General features: G+C 36.3%; 12 protein-coding genes. 1 reads left to right on the top strand and 11 read right to left on the bottom strand.

Annotated features, from left to right (window positions below; translation table 11 throughout):
• From JNL75_10960 to JNL75_10920, 9 genes are all read right to left on the bottom strand, one after another.
• Positions 1–1,416, bottom strand: coding sequence for an FAD/NAD(P)-binding protein (locus JNL75_10960; protein ID MBL7790337.1), 1,416 nt, complete (start codon positions 1,414–1,416; stop codon positions 1–3).
• Positions 1,417–1,439: 23 nt separating this feature from the next.
• On the bottom strand, positions 1,440–1,637 hold the full coding sequence (locus JNL75_10955) for a CDGSH iron-sulfur domain-containing protein (GenBank protein ID MBL7790336.1): 198 nt from the start codon (positions 1,635–1,637) through the stop codon (positions 1,440–1,442).
• A gap of 128 nt (positions 1,638–1,765) precedes the next feature.
• On the bottom strand, positions 1,766–3,529 hold the full coding sequence (locus tag JNL75_10950) for a DUF885 domain-containing protein (protein MBL7790335.1): 1,764 nt from the start codon (positions 3,527–3,529) through the stop codon (positions 1,766–1,768).
• Between the two features lie 42 nt (positions 3,530–3,571).
• Positions 3,572–4,942 (bottom strand): hypothetical protein, encoded by a 1,371-nt coding sequence (locus tag JNL75_10945; protein MBL7790334.1) that lies wholly within the window; start codon positions 4,940–4,942, stop codon positions 3,572–3,574.
• Between the two features lie 266 nt (positions 4,943–5,208).
• On the bottom strand, positions 5,209–7,251 hold the full coding sequence (locus JNL75_10940; protein MBL7790333.1) for a M48 family metalloprotease: 2,043 nt from the start codon (positions 7,249–7,251) through the stop codon (positions 5,209–5,211).
• Between the two features lie 551 nt (positions 7,252–7,802).
• Positions 7,803–9,413 (bottom strand): type I restriction-modification system subunit M, encoded by a 1,611-nt coding sequence (locus JNL75_10935; GenBank protein ID MBL7790332.1) that lies wholly within the window; start codon positions 9,411–9,413, stop codon positions 7,803–7,805.
• Positions 9,410–10,732, bottom strand: a complete 1,323-nt coding sequence (locus tag JNL75_10930) for an AAA family ATPase (GenBank protein ID MBL7790331.1) — start codon at positions 10,730–10,732, stop codon at positions 9,410–9,412. Before JNL75_10930 ends, JNL75_10935 begins: the two co-directional genes overlap by 4 nt.
• A complete protein-coding gene (locus JNL75_10925) occupies positions 10,729–11,952 on the bottom strand; it encodes a restriction endonuclease subunit S (protein ID MBL7790330.1) in 1,224 nt (407 codons plus the stop codon). The genes JNL75_10930 and JNL75_10925 overlap by 4 nt, the downstream gene beginning before the upstream one ends.
• On the bottom strand, positions 11,945–14,905 hold the full coding sequence (locus tag JNL75_10920) for a type I restriction endonuclease subunit R (protein MBL7790329.1): 2,961 nt from the start codon (positions 14,903–14,905) through the stop codon (positions 11,945–11,947). The genes JNL75_10925 and JNL75_10920 overlap by 8 nt, the downstream gene beginning before the upstream one ends.
• A gap of 560 nt (positions 14,906–15,465) precedes the next feature.
• Between JNL75_10920 and JNL75_10915 the strand changes: the two genes are divergently transcribed.
• Entirely contained in the window at positions 15,466–15,951 is a 486-nt protein-coding gene (locus JNL75_10915; protein MBL7790328.1) for a hypothetical protein, read from the top strand.
• A gap of 944 nt (positions 15,952–16,895) precedes the next feature.
• Here the strand turns inward: JNL75_10915 and JNL75_10910 are convergent.
• Both JNL75_10910 and JNL75_10905 read right to left on the bottom strand, forming a co-directional pair.
• Positions 16,896–17,120, bottom strand: a complete 225-nt coding sequence (locus JNL75_10910; GenBank protein ID MBL7790327.1) for a helix-turn-helix transcriptional regulator — start codon at positions 17,118–17,120, stop codon at positions 16,896–16,898.
• A 3-nt stretch (positions 17,121–17,123) separates the two neighbouring features.
• Entirely contained in the window at positions 17,124–17,660 is a 537-nt protein-coding gene (locus JNL75_10905) for a DUF2975 domain-containing protein (GenBank protein MBL7790326.1), read from the bottom strand.
• Between the last annotated feature and the right edge of the window lie 350 nt (positions 17,661–18,010).

Genomic DNA, 18,010 nt, shown 5'->3' with positions numbered 1-18,010 from the left:
TCAGCTATTTTGCATAGTCGCTAGCTTCTTGTTATCTAATAAAACTTCTGCTAATGACACGGCTTGCTGTCTTAACTCGTTGACAGCCGTAGATTCCCATAGTTCACCTTTTAGATTGGAGCCCAGTGTAAATAAGTTCGTGTGTTCTGTGCCATTTGGATAGCGAACTCTATAGTTTTCTGTATTCGTTCTAATTCCCAATTTCAATTCATCTTGACTGATAAGCTTGTCATGTATTACCTGACTCAGGAAGGTATCTTCTAGCTTACTGAAATCAGTTTCAGGTCCCGTACAATTGATAACTCTGGACACTTGGATGGTCTCTACGTCTTTTGTTTTCTTATTAAAGTATTTGACGTTGATGATTCCTGCTTGTTCTGTAATGTCTATAATTCTCCCAGACTGAATATGGAGCATACCTTCTATGCGCTTTCGCATAATTTTATCATAAATATGCAATGGTATTCGGTGGCGTGCGACTCCGAATAAGTGTCTCCACCGCTCCATGAAATGTTTTTTGTCCTCGGCAGTAAAATGAGACCATAGCTTCTGAGTCAAGGGTCTCAAAGCATCAATGATAGGTTCGGCTGAAATACCAAATTTTCGGACAATTCGAATATGTTTTAATATAATCGAAGCTAATTCATCTGGTTTCATTCCGGGTTTTATTTCTTCTATGTGATTCTTATATACCACGCCACTGTGTCTATGCGGCAAAATATTGAATCCATTGGGTGACAAGGAAAAAATTTCACCAGAATAGTTTTGTTCTTCGAGTCCTAGAATCGTATCGACCATAGTCAATCCATTTCCTAAAATAAGAATAGGTAAATTACCGAATGGCGGTTTTACAGATTCAATACTCCATGGATTTTGAAAGTAATTTTTACTTTTGAAAAAACCAATATTAGCGATACCAGGGTTCTTCGGTATTTGATTTCCAGTAGCTATAACGCACTGATCTATCACTATACTTGGTATATGGTGGAAATCAAGTTGAATTTTTTGATTATCTATAAGGTTTAAATGGGAAACAGTATCTGTTAACTCTACCACCTCTATGCCTTTTTCTGAGGCTATTTTAAGGTGATTTTGCCATAAATGTACGAGGTAGTCACCATACAATTTACGTGATATAAATGAATTGGAAACTATGTTTCTATCTATAAATTTGAACTCTTCCTTATCCATTAGCCAATCTAAAAAATGATCGGGCTGGTCAGGAAATGCACTCATTTTACCTGCTATGACATTCAGAATATGCCTGCTACTATATGGCTGGTATGCGACACCTCTAGCGAAACTATTTTTGTCCCCGATAATATAAATTGATAGCGGTGCCGGAGCCTTTCGAATCAATTGAATGGCGGTCATAATACCTGCAAAACCACTGCCAATTATACCTATAGATTGCATGTTCAATATTTTATAATGCAAAACTACTCAAATGGCTCCAATTCTTTATGACTTCCGTCACAAAATGGTTGTTTTTGAGATTTTCCGCACCGGCAGAATGAAGCCGCAGATTCTTTGACAATGATTTCTCCTTGTACATCGATTTCCATTTTCTCAGTTAATACTCGTAGTGGTCCATTTTTTCTCACTTCGATTTGTACGCTTGATTCTTGATTTTCCATTTTTACTTAAAGAGTTTAGGGTTGAGAGTTTAGAGGTTTAGGGTTGAGAAGTTTAATGAATTCTCTTGTATATTATAAACTATCTACTAAAAATCAATCACTGACCACTGATTACTGACTACCATCACCTATTTCATCACCAATTCTTCCAATACATTCAGAGGGACAGCACCATTCATTAGAACTATGTCATGAAATTTTCGTATGTCGTAATTTGCACCATGTTTTTGTTTATATTTTTCACGCAAATCTAAAATTTTATTCATCCCTATTTTATAGCCTGTTGCTTGCCCTGGCCAAAGGAAATATCGCTCTATTTCTTTATGAATATCTCCTTCGGCATTGGCGGTGTTTTTCATAAAATAATCGATGGCTTGCTCTTTAGTCCATTGCTTATAATGAATTCCTACATCTACCACCAAACGCGCTGCGCGGAATATTTCCATACTTAAGCGACCAAAATCGGAATATGGGTCCGTATAGAAACCCAGTTCTTTGTTCAATTTTTCTGAATATAAAGCCCAGCCTTCGATATAAGCAGTGTTTCCGCCATGTTTACGAAAATCGGGGATACTGGTCAGCTCTTGAGCAATAGCTATTTGCATATGATGGCCAGGAATAGCTTCATGTGCAGTAAGTGCTTCGAGTTGATATTTAGGATTATCACCCATATTATAGAGATTGACGTAGTAGTGTCCTGGTCTTTTACCATCGAGAGTTGGATTTTCATAGAAAGCCCCACCTACCGATTTCTCTCTAAACTTTTCTACAGCCATTACTACACAAGGAGCTTTTGGTTTGATGTTGAATAGTGCAGGAATCTTTTTATTCGTTTCTTCAAAGTATCGGGTCGCATCCGCTAGGAGAGCTTTTCTACCCGCATCGTCAGAGCTATATTGAAACTGCTTATCTGTGCGTACAAAGTTGAAAAAATCTTGTAGGGAATCATTTTTATAATTCACTTTTTTCATGATCTGGCGCATCTCTTCCTGAATACGTGCCACTTCTTGAAGTCCATTTTTATATACTTCATCAGGTGTTAATTCTAGTGTCGTATGAGATTTCAAACAATACTGATAGTATTCTTTTCCTTTAGGCAGCGCCCACACACCTTGACTCTTTGTCGCTTGTTTAGCATATTCAGACCAGAACTTTCCCATTTTTTTATACGCAGGAAGGACAGATTCTCTTATAGCCATTTTAGCAGCTTCTCGCATACCATCCTTTTTGGAGGCTGAAATAGGAAATTTGCTTAGTTTTTTTGTGAAATCATTGATGAGATCGTTATCATTTTCCTTTGAATAGGAAAGAATCATAGCATCGATCGATTCCTGTACATAGGGGAAGGTAAAAGCTGGAGGCACGATACCGAGTGACTGACTATATTTAATATTTTCTATCGTTTGTTCAAAAGGAAATTTAAAATTGCGCAACCTTTGAATATAATCTTCGGCATCTATGAGGCTATCTACTGCATGCACATTCACTAGAAATGCCGGCATATCAGTAACCACTCCGCCCATTTGATTGATTTCATAATAATAACCCTCCCATTTCTGAGCATCTTCTGCATTTTTCACATCTTCTTCATACAATCGAAGGCTAAGCAAACTCTGACTATCTAGCTTTGATTTATCAAACTGATATAAGGTGTCGAGTACATCTTTTTTTATCTTCAATTCTCTGCGATAATGTTCTAGACTTCTATCGCTCCATTGGCCATAGTTGTATTTTAGACCGAGCGAAGCTGCAAACTCGGGATTTCGTTTGAGCATTTCGTCAAACTTCCTATCCAAGAATTCATTAAACGCAATATTAATTTTCGGATCAACATTATTTTTTTGATTGCAACCTAGAAAGAATGCTAGGCAGAGTATAATAAGGTTCTTCATATATCTATTTTATAATAAAATTGCATTATCTGGGCAAAGGCTCTAATCTTCTTTTTTTCTTTTACCAATTCCGAATCTCAAGCCAGCGTGGAAATCAAATGCTTTATTATTTTCAGAAATCAATGCAGAAATAAGGCTCGATGTACCGAAATACATTGGTCCTAATTTAATACCCATACCCATATTGAAGCCTTGAAGGCCAGAGATACTTATGGGCAAATAGGCTTCTATCAACTTATAGGATATTCGTGGTGTAAATCCGATAAAATTAGCAGCTTGTAGGCTTCTAGGGTTGTCTTTATTGGTCAGGGATCTCTGTAAATGAACGGTCAGATAGAAAGGTTTCCATATATTCCAGTCTGCTGTAATATTTAGAGCTGTAGGCAGACTTATTGTCTGGGTACTATCTAAAGGTACCTCGGTGGCTATACCAGTACTCCTAATATTTTTTATGATTTCATCCAGATTAGAGCCTCTTATCGTTTTAGGATCAAAGTTTGCAATGGGGTTAATGATATAACTTTTACTGTTTTTTGCATTCATTTGAAAACTCATGGAGCCTATATCGACAATAGATGCTCCTATTTTCAATATGTATTCACCAGTTTCCTTGTCTTTATATTGATAGCTAGCCCCAATATCAAAGCCTATACCTCTAGGTGCACCAGTCATATTAGAGAAAATACTCTCCATAGGATCATTAGAACCTGAATATTCTATACCCAAACTTCCCGAACCGTTGGAGATTCTGACATCTCCGCCAGCATTCGTATCTATGGATAGCTTGAAATTCGTGACAAACGAATTAGCATATCCACCAGGAAATATAGCTTTAATCCCGGCTCCTCCGCTTAGGCTATGCTTGTCTGTTTCGTAGAATTTCATTGAAAATAATCCACCGAGTTCACCCCAGCCTACTAAATTCATACTCATAGAATTAATATTGGGAGTAGTATATGGTAAACTAAAATTATTGAGCGTTTCATTAGAAAGTAACGCTTTAGCAGTAGCTATGTCTAGATTGTTCACAGCAGCCTGTAATCTAGCTCTGGTTATTAATCCCACTGTCATACGACTATTGATAGCAAAGGCTCCACTCGGACCCATAATATCGAAATTCAGGCGGGCGGTCAAGCCTTCGGATGATACTTTGTTTAAGAAATTCTTTTCAAAACTATCCAGTTTACTGAGTCCAGAAGAACTAAGGCTCACCACATTGTTAGCGATATTGACATCCATACCAAATAAGTGCACATCCACTTTTTGAGGCATATTGGCCAATTCTGCTGGATTAATCGTGGCACCCAGTATACCTGCCCTCTTCGAAGTACGAATACCGTTAAAAGCATATTGGGCGGAGAGAGTAGAAGTAATGATGAATACAAAAAGTGCGAGAATGTTAATTTTATTCATAAATCTAAAGATTATAGTTGGGTAAAAATAGGTTAAAATGAAGAAAAGAAAGGATAATATTATACCTACTAGCGGTTTTCAAAGAAGTTTGGATTTATAGGTTCGGAATTCAATGTTGCGATAGTTCAATAAGTACATAATAAGTTTCCCGCTTTCAACCCACATTCCCTTCGGTGGTGCCTGCCTTGCTGATACGTCAGGATTTAATTGAAGGTTTCATCTCCTGTCCTTCTTACTAAATGAAACCTTAGCTCTAATTTAAAGTTTTATCTTTCAAGCTGGTCAATTTGATAATTTAGTAAGTCTAATTTTGCTATAAAATTCAATCTTGACAAAAAATAGTTATATTCATTCGCAACATAAAAAAGGAGTTGAAGATTTTCATTATTATATTCCGTTCCATCAAAATATTTCCATTCTCTAGAAAGATATTTTTCAAATTTTTCTTTTGTAAGCTGGGATATTTCGTTTCTTAAAGTTTCTTCTTTTATCAGCTTCTTTATTTCAGTTTTTAGTTCAATTTCCAATGGCTGAAATGATTTTAGATTCTTTTCTATTTGTTCAAATGCAGTAACTTCACTTATAAAGCTTGTTGCCTCGCCAATTCTATTGTACAATGCTACTTTATCATCATATTCTGAATCTATTTTAAAGAAGTTGATATACTTTTCTTTCAAAATTGTGGCATTACCCTTTCTTAGTGCTTCGTTATAAAAAAACTTATAAATATTTAAGTCGTTTTCTCTTATTCTTTCTTTTATACTATTTTGTTCTGTTTCTATTTTTGGGATTAAATTTCTAGCTTCAGTTGATTTATACTTTAGTCCATCGTAATCAAAAGATTTTATATGATATTCCTTATTGGCTATACTTGTCAATACACTTTTGTCATTTACAAGTGCAATATAATCATATACCATGTCAACTTTCTCTTTACTGAAAAGAATATCCATTGTTTCCGTTACGTTGAAATCAACAATACTATTTACATCAAATTGAATTGGGTTTTTATTGTCAAAATAGCAATTATATTCCGAAGGAAAACTATTCTTATAGAATGTATGTGAATATTCAGTCTTAAACTCCTCAAAATCTAATAATTTAGTGTTATCAGCGTAGTTAATTGATGAAAATAACTTTTTCGTAATTTCTTCTTGTACTTTTTTTTCGCTTGCAAACAAAAGAATTGCTGGTTTTTCAACTCCAGTTTTATGAATATTGGTCAATTCCAAAGCTTTTATTCGTTCTTCAATACTGGGGTGAGAAGCCCACTGATTTTTAATCGTTAATTTTGATTTGTTATACTTACTTAAATCGAGTTCAGATACGATTGGTAAATTGTTCTTGAAAGCAAGATTATTTTGGGATGCTAAAAAATTCATCACAAATCCCTGCTCTTTGTATATATTATCACTTTTGATATTGTCTGGTATTTTTCCTTCATAAAAGCCCAATACAGCGTTGTATGAATGTTCAGCTAAATCCATTCTTAACAAGGATTCTTTTAATGGCAAATAGCCTGCAACATTTGCAGCAATCTCATCTGCGTGAAATTCCATTTCTCTTGATAATGCCATATAACTGACATTTAAGAATTCGTACATTTGGCTTAAAATCCACTGAATACCTTGAATTATTTTTACAGCAATGAAAACAAAAATTGAAAAGTAGCCACTAATATTTGCCCATTTTTGAATCATATTATCAAATGATTCATTATCGTATAGCATATTGAAAATGACTTGATTTACATTATAAACATAGCTCCCTACTTTCATACTTCGTTGCGAAAAATGACCAAACTCATGTGCTAATATTGCCTTAAACTCTTGCTCTGATATTGTATTGACGAGGCCTAACCCTATCTGTAAATTTTTGCGAATTGGAAATATCATACTCCAAAAATTAGAATCGTAAAAAACACAGGCATTTACATCACTTGACAAATAAGTCCTTTTTGGATAGTCCGTCTGCACTTCATTTACAATTTCTCGAATAAAAGAAAACAATTTTGGCTCATCTTTTTCAAAAATTTCAACTAGGTGACTTCTATCTACTTTATGTTGTTTGAAAAGAAATTTAAATAAAAAAATGAGTATAAAAAAACCTAAACTAGCTAATCCTAGACCCAACCCAATTGTTATTACCATAGGTTTAGCAATTATCAGAGCAATTCCCCCCATAACACAAAGTGCTGTCAATCCAATAGCTAAAGACAATAGTATTAGATATGTAATGATGAACAGGATAATTGCAAACACTGCTTTACCTGTCATTCTTTTGAAGTTATTTGATACTTTTACGTTCATTATTTTAGTTTGTTTTTAATAGGAGTTAGTTCATAAAAGTTTCATACAACACCTGTTCCTCTAAAAACTCATTTTACCTCAAAAATAAGCCTATAGGAATGAAATGCGCCTGGTTTTTTGAGGATCTATCAAGGTTTTTTTCACCCTGATACAACGTTAAATCAAATATACGTCTACTTAAATATCCCATTATACTTTATTGTTCGCTTGACCTTTTATTATTTTGATTTGTTTAACGTCAGGTGGCAACACCTGACGGGGCGAGGGGATAATATAATACCGTACCACCGTCACCCCGCATGACGCCAAACCGCTGTTACCGGCTGGTGTTCTGTCGTTCGTCTTTGCAAACCATTGTCAGTATTGAGTTTCTGTATCATTGTCTGTCGGGTTGTGCGTTGCGTTTTTTATTTTTTTTAAGGGTCGGGAATTATTTATAAACAATTTTGTCCTGCGTTGGCTTTGCAAGCTCTTTGACAAAGCTTTGGTCTGTGCGTTGGCTTGTGCGGCTTTGGCAATGTGCTTGCAAATAGCGTTGGCATTTTCTGTTGTTATATTGGTGGTAGTCCCAATTCCTTTAAAAATTTATTATGTGTCTCTCGTGCTTTGGTTATGTCCTTGTCAAGGTCAACGAGTTTTTTGTTTACTACTTTCAAGTCAATTATTTCTTCGTCTAACGATGTGCTTACGTAGCGTGAAATATTCAAGTTGAATTCGTTTTTCACGATTTCGTCCATTGATACTCTACGAGAATAACGGATTTCTTCTTTTCGGTCTCTGTAGGTTTCAACTATTTTGTCAATGTTTTCAGGCAATAAGTTGTTTTGGCGTTTACCTTTTTCAAAGTGGTCAACGGCATTGATAAACAACACATCGTCAAACTTTTTACACTTTTTTAAAACCAAAATACAAACAGGAATACCTGTCGAGAAAAACAGGTTTGCAGGTAGTCCGATTACTGTATCAATGTTTCCGTCCTCCAATAATTTTCTTCTGATTTTTTCTTCTGAACCACTTCTGAATAAAACACCGTGTGGCAAAATGATTGCCATTGTTCCCTCTTTACTCAAAAAGTGAAAACCGTGTAACAGAAAAGCAAAGTCGGCTGCTGACTTTGGTGCAAGTCCATAACTTTTGAAACGGAAATCTTGTCCCATTTCTTCCGATGGTTCCCAACGGTAGCTAAAAGGTGGATTGGCTACAATGGCATCAAACTCTAATTTCTTTGAAGGATTTATTTCATTTAAAATCTCCCAATCGTTGACTAAAGTATCTCCGTGATGAATTGCAAATTCTGTGTCCTTAACTCCATGCAAAAGCATGTTCATTCGGGCTAAGTTGTATGTGGTAATGTTCTTTTCTTGTCCGAATATTTTGCCGATTGTTCCTCCTGCGTCTGTCATTCTTTTCCGGACGTTGAGCAACAACGAACCTGAACCACAGGCAAAGTCTAAAACTCGTTCAATCTTTTTCTTTTCTCCTTTACTTGGGTCTTGGCTATCAAGTGTAACAATGGCTGAAAGGATGTCTGAAATACGTTGTGGTGTATAAAATTCTCCTGCTTTTTGTCCTGAACCTGCTGCAAATTTTCCAATCAGATATTCGTAAGCATCGCCTAAATAGTCAATGTTTTTATCGAAGCTATTTATACCTTCCGCAATTTTCTGAATGATGTTACAGAGTTTTTTATTTCGTTCTTCGTAGTTCTTGCCGAGTTTATCAGAATCTAAATTGATTTCGGAAAACAAACCTTGAAAGGTGCTTTCAAAAGATTCATTTTCTATGTATTTAAAACCTTCCTGTAAAGTGCGAAGCAACTCTTTGCTTTGCGTTTTAGCCAATTCCGCTATGCTGTTCCATAAATGAGAAGGTTCAATTACATAGTGAACTTTTCTCCTCATTTGCTTTTCAAATTCCTGAACATCATCAGGATTGTTCTCATACCAAACGGATAAAGGTGTTCGCTTATCGCTTTCTTTAAGAACTGGATAATCTTTCCCTAACTCTTTCTTAGCTGATGTTTCGTAATTGTCGCTTAGATAACGTAAAAACAAAAATGAAAGCATATAATCTCGGAACTGGTCAGCGTTCATTGCTCCACGCAATTCGTCTGCGATTTTCCAAAGTGTATTGCCTAATTGTGTTTGATTATTGTCTGTCATGTTGTTGCTGTTTCTATTGGTTTTTCAAGTAAGTCTTCATTGAATTTATAGTTCGTTCTGAAGTTCTTGAATATTTGTTTGAAATATTTCTTGTTTTCTTCTCCCATTTCCTTTGGCTCAAACATTGAATAGCCACCGTGATTCAGGTTGTTGACCATTCGAGTGAATAGTTTCTTTTCTTCATCGTCATCATCAATGATTATGCAATCTGAAAAGCCATTGAAACCATGAAAATTGGCAGCCTTTTCAAGAATTGTTCTGAGGAAGTAAAAATGGTATGTGTAAATTTTATCTGCGTTGATTGCCTTTTGTAAATCCTGAATCATGGAAACATGATAAAAGAATGGGCTGTCTGTTGTGTCCTTTAAAAAATATACTCCGTCAGATTTACTTAAAAAAAGGCGTGGTGCACTATTCCCAAGTTCATTACAAACAACATTGAAAAATAAAGCATGGTGAGTTGATACAATTGACTTTACATCACCATTACCTTTTTTCAACATGGTGCCAAGATGATGTGCAATTGCTATTGTATTGTTGTCGTCTAGGGAAGATACTGGGTCATCAACGTAAATGTATTTTACCCAACCGTAATTTTGATGCCTATCTATTGCCAATTGTGCTACTGCTAAGAAAAAGCACCAGATAAAAAGATTTTCTTCGCCTCTTGAAATCTTTACAAATTCAACATTCTGAGGAGTTCCAGCAACAATTTCTTCTCTGATAAAATTAACTGCCCAAAATTCATTGTCGTCTTTGTCTTTGTATTCGTAATCAATAAGGAAATTGAAATTTGAATAGCGATGAATAAGAGGACGAATTTTATTGTCCATATCCAATGCCCGAACACCTGCAATGAACGCAGAATATTTATTTATGAGCAATCTTCTATGTGTGTCGCCATCTAAATCATTATCCCATGAAAACAAGTCTTCGGTAAAAGCATTAAAATATAAAGTGTCTCTTGCTGTTACATTGCCGTCTGCATCAAACTCTTTTCCTTTTTGTCTGAAATCCATAGATAGGCGTGTTTTGCCTGTTCCATTATATGCAAATAGTAATACATATCTTTTATCTAATTCACGTAGATATTCAGCTAATTCCTCTATTGACAGGAATGGTAAGAAGCTAATTGATTTGAGTTTAAAGGTTAGTTTGTTGGTTATTGCTTCGCTCAATCCTGCTTTTAGATTGTAAACATTTTCAGCACCGTCAAATACATAATTGCTTTCAAACAATGCTTTGTCCGTTTTATTGAGTTTACTCAATATTTTATCCTCAAAATCAGCTTTCTTTATTTTTAATAGCTCGGGTCTCATTCTTCATTATTTATTGATGGAAACAAGCCTTGCAACAAACCTTTCTTATGCAATTGCAGAGCTTCCAATTTTTGATTTTGGGCATTTATTAATTCATCTACCGAAGAAAGTGTATCGGCAATTTTATCTTGCTCATTTGGGTCGCTTGGAATCAGCAACGGACAATTCAAAACATCATCTTTTCTTAGATTGGTTTGCTTAACGCCATCGTCAAATGCGAGAAAATATGGATTTCTGTTTAGTAAATAATATAGAATTTTGCTGTTGACATTTCGTGGCGTAATTCTGCAAATTCGTTGATTTACGGTGTATCGATTATCTTCTTCAACTAAAAAACTTTTTGCAATGGCTTTTCCATTTGGAATATCACTAAGCACCATTAAAACATCGCCTTTGGTTGCAGGCAAAAAAGCGGTATTTGTGAATTTCTTTACTTCACCATCTTGTGAAATGAACTTTGAATTCACAACAATAAATTTGCCATCGTCTGAAATATCTTGTTCGTGTGCTTTGCCGTTTTCATAATCTGCAACCTGTGTCAAAGTTGTTTCAACCCAGTCGCTACTATCTTCAAACTCCTTAAACCGAAATTTAGGAACAGTTTCCCCTGACTGTGGCAACAGGTTTTGCAGCAAGCCATTTTTGTAGTCCTTTAGTATTTCCAGTTTTTCGCTCTCGGCAGTAATGACTTCATCTAGTGACGAAAGACAAGCAGCGATTTTCTGCTGTTCTTTTTCTGATTTAGGAATACTACATTTCCATTTTTCAATAGTTCCTTTTGTAATATGAAGTAAAGCGAATCCGTTAGCAGACTGTGATTTCATTTTTTCAGTCTGATGACCTAAAAGGACATATAGAAATTGTTTATCAATATTCTTGTTATTTATTACCTTCCAAATATGATAATGATAAATTGTTTTATCCCCTGTCCATATCCTAGGTCCAAACGAAGCCGACCATGCGTATAGCAAATCCCCATAATCACAATATTTTTCTGGTTCTAATTCAAGGTCAGAATAATACCATGAATTATTTGTAAAAAAATTGCCAACACGAAGAACCTTGTATTTGCCTTTATCAAGAAGTTCTTCTTGTTTATAAGCTCTTCCGTTTATAAATTCTGCAACATAACCAAGCTCTGTATCAATCCAACCTTCAAGTTTTAAAAACTCAGGAAAGCGAAGCGTTGGTATCAATTTATTTTCGTTGTTCTTACTCATACACTTTCAGTCCTGATATTTCTCGCCCTTCGGCTTGTTTTTTTAATAATGGTGTCAATTCTTCCATCAATGCCAATTCTCTTTTGGTTCGTTCTTTCCAACCTAAGTCTAAAGGTTCAAAGAGTTCACTTAATTTGTCGGCATCAAAAATCATTCGGCTTATGATGGCATCTGTAAATTGCTGTAAAGCCGGAATCTCCAAGCCATTATTGGTTGCTATTTCCGCTAATCGCTTCGCAATTTTTTCTTCCTTGAAATTTTGATAGCCGTCTTTTATTTCATGTTCGTTCAATGCTTTGCCAACTTCCAATGTTTTGATGTAGTCAATAATATCTTCCCTTTCTTCCATCAGGTTGGCACTGCTGCTCAATACACCAATGAGTTGGTCACGGGTCATTTTCTGCTTTTTCGGTGTGCCTTGTGTGTATTTGGCAATCAGGTTCATGATGTAGTCATAATCCACCACCGAAGAAGCAAACAACACAAACTCAAAATCTAATTGCTGAATGTTTTCAGGGGCTTTGTCGCCTTCTTTTTGCTGAATTTCTTTGAGTTGCTTGGCAATTTCTAAATACGAACTGCGGAACGAACGCAATTGCTCTTCGGGCATTAGCTCGTCAATTTTTGCTTTCTGTTCTTCGTTTAAGTCAGTGTATTGGTCAAGCTGTGTTTTTAGGCGTTGCACTTCTTTAAAGCGGTTGATAAACTCAACACGAGCCACATCGCCTTTGATGTTGTAAACTTCCTGCGGTTCTGCCACCATATTTTTATCTTCCATCCACTTCTCCATTGCTTTCACTGCCTCTTGATATTTCTCAATGACTTTCGGTGCAGGGGCAACCAACCAAATTTCTTTGGCTCGTCCTGTATCTTCACCGCTAAATAGAGCAATGGCTCTATCAACTTCGGCTTGTTGTTGGCGGAAATCTAAAATGTTACCATATGGTTTGGTGTCATTCAAAATACGATTGGTTCGGCTGAAAGCCTGAATCAATCCGTGAAATTTCAAGTTCTTGTCAACATACAAAGTGTTCAAGTATTTACTGTCAAAGCCTGTGAGTAACATATCCACCACAATCACCAAATCAATTTTGTTCTTGCGTGGATAGTCGGCATTGCTGAACTTCTGAAATTTTATGCGTTGCTGAACATCTTGGTAATACAAGTCAAATTCAGTGATTTTATGGTTTGAGCCATATTGTTTGTTGTAATCGCTGATAATGGCTTCAAGTGCTTTTTTCTTCTTTTCAGGTTCAACTTTGTTGTCAACTTTTTCCTGTTGTAAATCTTCCTGCAATTGCTGAACATCTTTATTTCCTTCGGCAGGTGGAGAAAATACACAAGCAATATTTAAAGAAATGAAGCTTTCATCTTCTTTGGCTTTGCTTGCCTGAATGTCTTTGAATAGTTCGTAGTATTCAATGGCATCATTGATAGAAGCCGTTGCCAATAATGCGTTAAAGCGTTTGCTGTGTGTTGCAGCATCGTGTTTTTTTAGAATAGCATTTACAACCGCTTTTTTATGGTCAATGCTTCCAACCGTTACATTTTTTTCAGGCTTGAAATAGTCAATATGAAAACGCAATACGTTTCTATCTTCTATTGCATGAGTGATTGTGTAGTTGTGTAACGGATTTTGGAAAATGTCCCTTGTAGTTACATACGAGCCAACTGTTCCGTCAATTTGCTTGTAAGTTGCATTGTCGTCAAAAATTGGTGTTCCTGTAAATCCGAATAACTGTGCTTTCGGGAAAAACTCCTTTATGGCTTTATGATTTTCGCCAAACTGTGAACGGTGGCACTCATCAAAAATAAAAACAATGCGTTTTTCGCTTAATGTTTCTAAGCGTTCTTTATAGTTGTTTTTGTTGTTTGGGTCTAGAGCCAAACCCAATTTTTGAATGGTCGTTACAATGACTTTGTTGGCGTAATCTTCCGAAAGCATTCGCCTTACTAAAGTTTCTGTATTGGTGTTTTCTTCAACGCAACCTTCCTGAAATTTGTTGAACTCCTCACGGGTTTGTCTGTCCAAGTCTTTGCGGTCGACCACAAACAAACATTTTTCAATATTCGGATTGTCTTTGAGCAGGGTAGAAGCTTTGAAAGATGTCAGCGTTTTTCCGCTTCCTGTTGTATGCCAAATATAACCGTTGCCTTTGTGTTCCTGAATTGAATTTACAATTGCCCTAACTGCATAAATCTGATAAGGTCGCATCACCAACAACTTTTGTTCGCTTGCCACCAATACCATGTATTTGCTTATCATTTGGCTCAGTGTGCATTTGCTCAAAAACTTTTCTGAAAAGTCGTCTATATGTGTGATTTTTTTATTGTCCTCACTGGCAAATTGATAAACAGGTAAAAATTGCTCGTCTGCATTAAAGCTGAAATGAGAAGAGTTGTTGTTAGCGAAATAATAAGTGTTACTGCGATTGGTAACAATAAAAAGCTGCATGAAACAAAGCAATGAGTTTGTATAACCATTGCCTGGGTCGCTTTTGTAGTCCACAATTTGCTGCATGGCTTTTCGTGGGCTTACTTCAAGCGTTTTTAATTCTATTTGAACAACGGGAATTCCGTTAATCAATAAAATCACATCGTAACGGTGGTTGCTGTTTTCTGTATTGATGCGAAGTTGATTGATAACTTCAAACTCGTTTTTGCACCAGTCTTTTATGTTTACCAAAGTGTAATGCAAAGGCGTTCCGTCCTCACGGCTGAAAGTGTTTTTTTCACGTAATCGCTTTGAGGAAGCAAAAACGTCTGAATTGATAATCTCGTCCCGAAGTCTGGCAAATTCAGCGTCAGTCAGATTCACTCTGTTGAGTGCCTGAAATTTCTCACGAAAATTCTTTTCCAGCGAAGCCCTGTCTTTGATGTCCGACCTGTAACTGTATTTCAGGTCAGTCAGTTTGGCAATTAAACTATCTTCTATTTGTTGCTCTTTAATCATCTAAAATCTATATCTGTCAAAGTTACTTTTTTAATCACGTTAATCTGTCTGTGCGTTGGCAAAAAGTGGCTCTTTTGGCTTGGCGAAGGGTAGGCTTGTGGGTGGGGCAAAGCCAAATGTGCAACTTGCGGGCTGGCTAAAATTGTTTTTAAAAAATGCGAGTTGGGAAAAAATAAAAAACACAGGGTCGGCAATGAGTGTCGGCTTACTCGTTGTCCGCTTGAAATATGGTCTGTATGTTGTCCAACTGTCAAAATGGTTTACTTTTTTCTCGTTTAAGTTCGTGTCTGTCTGCTGTGTCGTGTCTTTTTATGCTTGCTGCTAACTATATAACACCCTTAACTTTCTTCGGATATCCAACCTATTTTAGGAGATAACACGCAGTAATTGGGTATGATTTAGTGACACTATTATTCTATTTAATTTTAGTTACAAATATATAAAATAATTTTGACTATTTTAGAAAACATAGTATATAGTTGATAGGACAGCATACTAGGTGAATAGTCTAGTCCGTTTTAGTATTGGAATATTCCAATCACCATTTAAACTTAGATATTATGTCTAATCTCACAAACAATCGGATCGATACAGTCATATCCGATGCAGACCTCGGAAAAGTAAACGATGCGCTCGATACTATCGAGAACACCTTGTCTTTTCTCATAGGCTTGACTGTCGAGGAGCGGGTACAGCTCCCAAAAATTAACGTAGCGAATAAATCCTTTACCCAAGATGCTATCAATGCGGTAGTGAATAACAGCAATATGCTGCCAGCCTACCTAGACAAAACCGCTATGGAGAAGGATATGAACCTCTACAATCAGCTAGACAAGATAGCAGGGCGCATGCGCCAAGTCCTAGAAAAAATCGATGATACCCAGATGCTCGCAGGCTCAGAGGCTTTTGTAGCGGCATTGACTGCCTACAAGCTATTCGCTGCTGCCGCAGCAGCTGGTATCGCAGGCTCGGATGCGGTCTATGATACCCTGCGTGAGCGATTCGCCGGCCAGGGAGGGTCGGGTGCTACTCCGCCTGCGCCATAGTTGTTCTTTTTTTGTGGTTTTTAAACCCAATTTAATCATTAGAAGCCACAAGGTGGCGAACTATATGATTTAGTTGGGTTTAACCCCGATTTAGAATTTGTTTCAATCCCGTATGTACGGGATTGAAATACAAATTCTTAATCGATTCAGCATTTTCTAATGCGGAATTTGGGTTAAAATCTGCCTCGCCTTTGCGAGGCTTTTTTTATTTGCATTAGTTTTCTCCTTCGTCGAAAAGGCAAAACTGTTATGGGGTAAATCTAAGGTAAACCCTTATAGTTCTAAGCCTCCACCATAACCAGCTAACCTTGGAGACAAACGGACTCAGGTTTATGGTTAGCTCGTTCTATTCAGAGGTGAGCCAGTTCAGGATTTTCGATAACTAGCTCGTTTCAGAGATGAACTAGCTCAGGTACTTCGATAGCTGGCTCGGTTCCGAGGTGAACTGGCTGATGTATTTTGATAGCTAGCTGATGTCAAAGGTGAACGAGCTATTATTCAAGAATAGCTAGTTAAGGTCAGAGATTAGCCAGCTGATGTCAAAGGTGAGCCAGTTCATTTCAGAGGTGAGCTAGCTCAGGTAAAAGGTGAGCCAGCTCACCTATAGGGGTGGGGGGGGGTACCCTAGGGGGTGGGGGGGCCTGCAAATAAACCGCTGTTTATCTTATACTTATGCATTGGTCTATACGTGTTCAAAAATTTACACGTTGAGGGTATAACATTCGACTTTAGACAAATACTAATACGCTTATGGTATTAGTTTGCTGCATATCATAATGAGTAACCGAAACTGAGAAAATCTTAGAATATTTTTAGGCAGAAGGAAACATCTGACGGGTCGAGGTTGTCCGCTTAGAATAAGTTTGTCTAGTAACTCTATGTCTGCGTTTTTCAGACCCAGCAATTATTTCAGTAATTTCATTGTATTTCATTTTTTTTGGTTGTTAGCGGGTCTTTATTGTTATTTCCTTAACATATTCTAGTATATCACCTGGCTGGCAATCCAATACATCGCAAATTATTTCCAAGGTACTAAATCGAATTGCCTTTGCTTTGCCTGTCTTCAGGATGGAAAGATTTGAAAGGGTTAGCCCTACCTTATCCGATAGCTCATTGAGCGACATTTTTCGCTTAGCCATCATTACATCAAGGTTTACGATTATTGGCATAGTTTATATAGTTAAGTCGTTTTCTTTTTGCAAATCAATACCTTTCTTGAATACTTGGGATATTACAAATAAGATGGCGGCCATCATGAGAAAAGCAGCGGTATCATTCCAGTAATTCTCCACATTGCTAACTTCGTACCCTTTATGGATAAGTCGCTTTGTATATTGATGGGCGATAATACTGAGAATAGAAATTGTAACTGCTTCGAAACTCATTTTTTCAATCAAATGGGCTATTTCAATATCGAACGGTTTCACCAGATTTAGTTTTAGAAAGATTTTCACCACTAGATAAAATAAGTAAGCCTTAAGCACAGCCAATAACACAACAAAACTCATCAGACTAATAAAATGCGGAAATTGTTTTTCATAGATTCCTGAAAGATCTAGCCCTTTGTAGATATTATGACTAGCAATGGGTTTGAAAAGGCTAAAGATAAAATTGAAAATCAATGCCCCTGCCTCCGTGCATAATCCTATGAAAACGACCCAAGAAATGACATGCAATACCTTTAGAATAACATCATTTTTTTTAGACATACTATTGAATTTAGAATAATGATGCAAATATAATAAATATTTATTGTTTATCAATAATTTTATACTGAAAAACAAAAATTATCCACTAATCCCAAATTCCGCATTAGAAAATGCAGAATCGATTAAGAATTTGTATTTCAATCCCGTACATACGGGATTGAAACAAATTTTAAATCGTCCCGAAGGTTCTTCGGGACAACTAAATCATATAGTTCGCCACGTTGTGGCTTCTAATGATTAATTCTATCTAACTACCCCTCAATTAGCTAGTATACAGTCTTTTGCAATTTTATATTTCTCAATTGTTTTATTGATATAATGTATTTTATTTTTTTTAATTATTTCCTGAT

Source organism: Chitinophagales bacterium (genome assembly GCA_016787225.1).
GTDB lineage: Bacteria > Bacteroidota > Bacteroidia > Chitinophagales > JADJOU01 > CHPMRC01.
The sequence above is the reverse complement of the archived record's forward strand: the minus strand, read 5'-3'. Positions and strand labels throughout refer to the sequence as shown.

Bases quoted from the DNA above. Each gene is read 5' to 3' on its own strand.
- JNL75_10960 (MBL7790337.1), bottom strand. From the start codon at position 1,416: ATGCAATCTATAGGTATAATTGGCAGTGGTTTTGCAGGTATTATGACC.
- JNL75_10955 (MBL7790336.1), bottom strand. From the start codon at position 1,637: ATGGAAAATCAAGAATCAAGCGTACAAATCGAAGTGAGAAAAAATGGA.
- JNL75_10950 (MBL7790335.1), bottom strand. From the start codon at position 3,529: ATGAAGAACCTTATTATACTCTGCCTAGCATTCTTTCTAGGTTGCAAT.
- JNL75_10945 (MBL7790334.1), bottom strand. From the start codon at position 4,942: ATGAATAAAATTAACATTCTCGCACTTTTTGTATTCATCATTACTTCT.
- JNL75_10940 (MBL7790333.1), bottom strand. From the start codon at position 7,251: ATGAACGTAAAAGTATCAAATAACTTCAAAAGAATGACAGGTAAAGCA.
- JNL75_10935 (MBL7790332.1), bottom strand. From the start codon at position 9,413: ATGACAGACAATAATCAAACACAATTAGGCAATACACTTTGGAAAATC.
- JNL75_10930 (MBL7790331.1), bottom strand. From the start codon at position 10,732: ATGAGACCCGAGCTATTAAAAATAAAGAAAGCTGATTTTGAGGATAAA.
- JNL75_10925 (MBL7790330.1), bottom strand. From the start codon at position 11,952: ATGAGTAAGAACAACGAAAATAAATTGATACCAACGCTTCGCTTTCCT.
- JNL75_10920 (MBL7790329.1), bottom strand. From the start codon at position 14,905: ATGATTAAAGAGCAACAAATAGAAGATAGTTTAATTGCCAAACTGACT.
- JNL75_10915 (MBL7790328.1), top strand. From the start codon at position 15,466: ATGTCTAATCTCACAAACAATCGGATCGATACAGTCATATCCGATGCA.
- JNL75_10910 (MBL7790327.1), bottom strand. From the start codon at position 17,120: ATGCCAATAATCGTAAACCTTGATGTAATGATGGCTAAGCGAAAAATG.
- JNL75_10905 (MBL7790326.1), bottom strand. From the start codon at position 17,660: ATGTCTAAAAAAAATGATGTTATTCTAAAGGTATTGCATGTCATTTCT.